This is a genomic window from Psychrobacter sp. Ps3, assembly GCF_022129275.1.
GTDB classification, from domain to species: domain Bacteria; phylum Pseudomonadota; class Gammaproteobacteria; order Pseudomonadales; family Moraxellaceae; genus Psychrobacter; species Psychrobacter submarinus.
The window spans coordinates 1-4390 of the sequence record NZ_JADQAL010000065.1; the positions used below are offsets into that span (position 1 = coordinate 1).

Below are 4390 nucleotides of genomic sequence, written 5' to 3' on the forward strand. Positions count from 1 at the left end.
ATTATAGTAATAAATAGGTAGGTTTGTATATATTTTATTTAACTGTTTGCAACCCTACTCTTTAAAATACGCTTTACAGCAATAGTTAGCTCACCATTATTTATAAGGGCTCTTTACTTGGATAAAGGGCCTTTTTTATAGGTTCGCTTGATAGCACTACTATATAAACGCTGCAATATAATATTGGGTCAATATAACCGCTCGTCTATTATTATCCACTTATCCGCTTACCACACCACATTATGAGAGACTTATCAACTTTATATTATTACTCTAAAGTCTTTGTATGTCGTTATCATAAAAAGCTCAGGTTATGGTAGTGTGTTTCCAAATTATTTCACTATGTTACTGTTTAGCAAAATATTAAGATTATTGTGCTCTAAGATTTTAGTCAACAGTAGTTTTAATGGCAGTTAAATCAGTATATTTGTATAGCGATAATACTTTAAGCAGCAACAGTGCTGTATCGACAGCGCTGAAAAGCTTCTCATTTAGGTTCGTATTTATAGAGCCTCAATGAAAGACTTGTGTGAAGGCCACCATATGTTAGCAGTCAGTTAATAGATAGGATAGCACTCGACATCATATAGCCGTGGACAGGATGACCACCATAGCTGTTGATGTTGACAGGGATGTGACTACTTGCCTATAGAACCTTAACTTATCTCAAATTTAAGGATGCTAAATATGACAGTGAACAAACCTTGGCTCGACCAATACCCGACTAACGTACCTAAGACAATCAATCCTGATAAATACGGCAATATAGTCGACCTCTATGAAGAGTGTTTTGATCGTTTTCGTATGCATCCGATGAGTGTCTGTATGGGTGTCACGCATACTTATGATGATATTGATAAAACCTCATTAGCTATCGCCGCTTGGCTACAAGCGCAGGGCCTACCTAAAGGCAGTATTGTAGCGCTTATGATGCCAAACGTACCGCAGTACCTGCCGACGATGATAGGTATCTTGCGCGCCGGCTATATTTGTACACCTATCAATCCACTCTATACCGGTCGTGAGCTGCGTCATCAATTGAATGACTCTGGTGCTCAAATTATCTTTGTCGTTGACAACTTCGCTCAGGCGCTTGAACAAGTGGTCGATGAGACCGCTATCAAACGTATCGTGCTCTCCAAAATGGGCGACATGATGGGTCTAAAAGGAATGCTGGTCAATACCATCATCCGACAAGTTAAACGCTTAGTACCCAAATATAAGCTCAATGATCCTAAGCATGAAGTGACTAAGTTCCCTGACGTTATCAAAAGAGGCAAAGAGCTGCCGTTTAATAAAACCAACATGAACTTAGATCAAAAAGCGATCTTACAGTACACCGGTGGTACTACTGGTTTATCCAAAGGCGCTGTATTATCACAGCGTAATGTAGTCGCCGCCGCGCTTCAGTCAGAAGCTTGGTATTTGCCGGTGACCTCGGAGATTAATGAAGTCTATATCAATATGGTCATGGCGCTACCGCTGTATCATATCTTTGCTTTTATGCTCAGCTTATTGGGCATGCGTTCAGGCTACACCTTTATACTAGTGCCCAACCCTCGCGATATGCCCGGATTTGTTAAGACCTTATCGAAGCAGCCATTCCATATCTTCCCAGCGGTCAACACTTTGTTTAAGGGCTTATTAGATCAGCCAAACTTTAAAGACTTGGACTTTAGCTCACTACGTATCACCCAAGCCGGCGGTATGGCAGCGACAGAACAGACCGCAGCGCGCTGGTTAGAGGTCACAGGCTGCCCGATGGTCGAAGGTTGGGGTATGACCGAAGGCGTGGCCGCGGGTACCGCAAACGTCATCACCAATCGCGAGTTCAACGGTACTATTGGTGTTCCCGTGCCAAGCGTTGACGTCATCGTTATAGACGAAAATGGTGAGCGTCTGGGCGTCCATCAAGCAGGCGAGATGTGCTTTAAGGGCCCAAATGTCACTTCAGGCTATCTTAGCACCGATAGCAGTGGCGATTTCACTGAAGATGGCTACTTCCGTACTGGTGATATCGTTAGTATGGATGAAAAGGGTTACTTCACCCTACTCGATCGCAAAAAGGATATGATTTTAGTCTCAGGCTTTAATGTATTCCCGAATGAGATTGAGTCGGTGATGCTTGACTGTGAAGGCGTTATTGATTGCGCTGTCATTGGCATTCCTGATGAGCGCCAAGGCGAAGCGGTCAAACTCTACGTCGTCCCTGCCAATCAGAACGTCAGTAAGAGCGATATCAAAGAGTTTGCTTTGGATCATTTGACTGGTTATAAGTGCCCTCGTTATATTGAGTTTGTCGATGAGCTTCCTAAGTCCAACGTTGGTAAAGTGCTGCGTCAAAAGCTGCGCGAACAGCATTTATTAGACAATCCGTCTTTATAACTAACCTGCTAGTGATTGGTACTCTACAGAAGCCCTTTATATGAATAAAGGGCTTCTTGCTTTGTAAAATGCCAAAAATAGTATAGAATTTTATCATTATGCTCACCTCTCATCAGATATAAGGATTTATCTGTTGAAAAGATGGATAAGCGATAGCGATACCTTTGTTATCAATCCACACCTTCTACTCCATTTATCACTCACTAAGGATAGTAATAATGATGAATAAACCTTGGCTTGCACAGTATCCAGCCAGCGTCCCTGCCACTATTGACCCCGACCAATACTCAAGCTTGATAGAGCTGTATGAAGAGAGTTTCGATAGCTTCGCTAATCAGCCCTTTAGCATCTGTATGGGTGTTAAACACAGCTATGATGATATCAATCAAGCTTCAAAAGCCATCGCCGCATGGCTACAATCACAAAGCCTAGCGCCCGGTAGCGTGGTGGCATTGATGATGCCAAACGTGCCGCAATATTTGCCGACGATGCTTGGCATCTTGCGAGCAGGTTATATCTGTACGCCAGTCAACCCACTATACACCGGTCGCGAGCTGCGCCATCAGCTCAATGACTCTGGTGCCAAGGCGATATTTTTGGTTGATAACTTTGCAAAAGCGCTTGAAGAAGTCGTTGATGATACCAAGGTTGAAACCATTGTGGTTTCAAAAGTAGGCGATATGATGGGCCTTAAAGGTATTGTAGTAAATACGCTACTACAGCATGTCAAAAAACTAATCCCTGATTACAACCTTGATAGCGCTAAACATAAAGTAACTGCCTTTCCTAATGTCCTCAAACAAGGCAAAAAACGCCCCTTAAAAAAGGTCGAGGCTAATTTAGAGCAAACGGCGTTCCTTCAATACACTGGCGGCACCACTGGGCTCTCTAAAGGCGCTATCTTAACGCAGCGCAATATTGTCGCTGCCGCCTTGCAATCTGAAGCTTGGTCGGAACCTATCGTCTCGAAAATTGGCGACGAACAAATCAATATGGTCTTAGCCTTACCGCTCTATCACATTTTTGCCTTTATGCTCAGCTTAGTAGGCGTACGCTCTGGCAATGCCTTTATTTTGATTCCTAATCCGCGCGATATTCCAAGCTTTATCAAAACGCTCTCAAAGCAGCCTTTTCATGTACTACCAGCGGTCAATACCTTGTTTAAAGGTCTGCTTGATCATCCTGACTTTAGTAAGCTTGATTTTAGCTCGCTACATATGTCGCAAGCTGGCGGTATGGCTGCCACTGAACAAACCGCTTCACGTTGGCTGCAAGTAACAGATTGCCCGATGATCGAAGGTTGGGGAATGACTGAATGTGTGGCGGTAGGTAGCTGCAACGTACTCACCAATACTGAATTTACGGGCTCTATTGGCGTTCCTTTACCTAGCATCGATATGATCGTTATCAATGAAGATGGTACGCAGGCTGCGGTCAATGAAGCGGGTGAGATTTGTATGAAAGGCCCTAATGTGACGCCCGGCTACCTGAATAGAGATAATAGTAAGGAGTTCACCGAAGACGGTTACTTTCGCACCGGTGACATCGGCAAAATGGATGAGCAAGGCTACTTCACTATACTCGATCGCAAAAAAGATATGATACTCGTCTCAGGGTTTAACGTCTTCCCTAATGAGATCGAATCGGTTATGCTCGATTGTGAAGGTATCTCAGACTGCGCTGTTATTGGCGTTGCTGATGATAGCCAAGGTGAGTCGGTAAAGATATACGTCATACCTGACAATGATAGCGTCAGCGAAGCTATGATTAAAGACTTTGCTTATAAAAACCTAACTCGCTACAAATGCCCAAGTCATATTGAGTTCGTTGATGATCTACCTAAAAGTAATGTTGGCAAAGTCCTGCGCCAGAAGCTGCGCGAAAAACACCTAGCCGATCATGCGTAAGCGTTAATCAGCATTGTTGATAGCCATTGACTTCCTCCCCTCCCTAAACCGAGGGGATTCCTACAGCTAGACGGTCAAGCCCGACCGCAAGGATGTTC

2 protein-coding genes are annotated in these 4390 nt (G+C 43.8%); both read left to right on the forward strand.

The features are described 5' to 3' along the window. The first annotated feature begins 687 nt into the window (after positions 1-687). Complete coding sequence (locus I3248_RS12000; RefSeq protein ID WP_238063974.1) at positions 688-2385, forward strand: AMP-binding protein; 1698 nt, start codon at positions 688-690, stop codon at positions 2383-2385. 218 nt (positions 2386-2603) lie between these two features. Next, positions 2604-4292, forward strand: a complete 1689-nt coding sequence (locus I3248_RS12005; protein ID WP_269117197.1) for an AMP-binding protein — start codon at positions 2604-2606, stop codon at positions 4290-4292. Positions 4293-4390 lie beyond the last annotated feature (98 nt).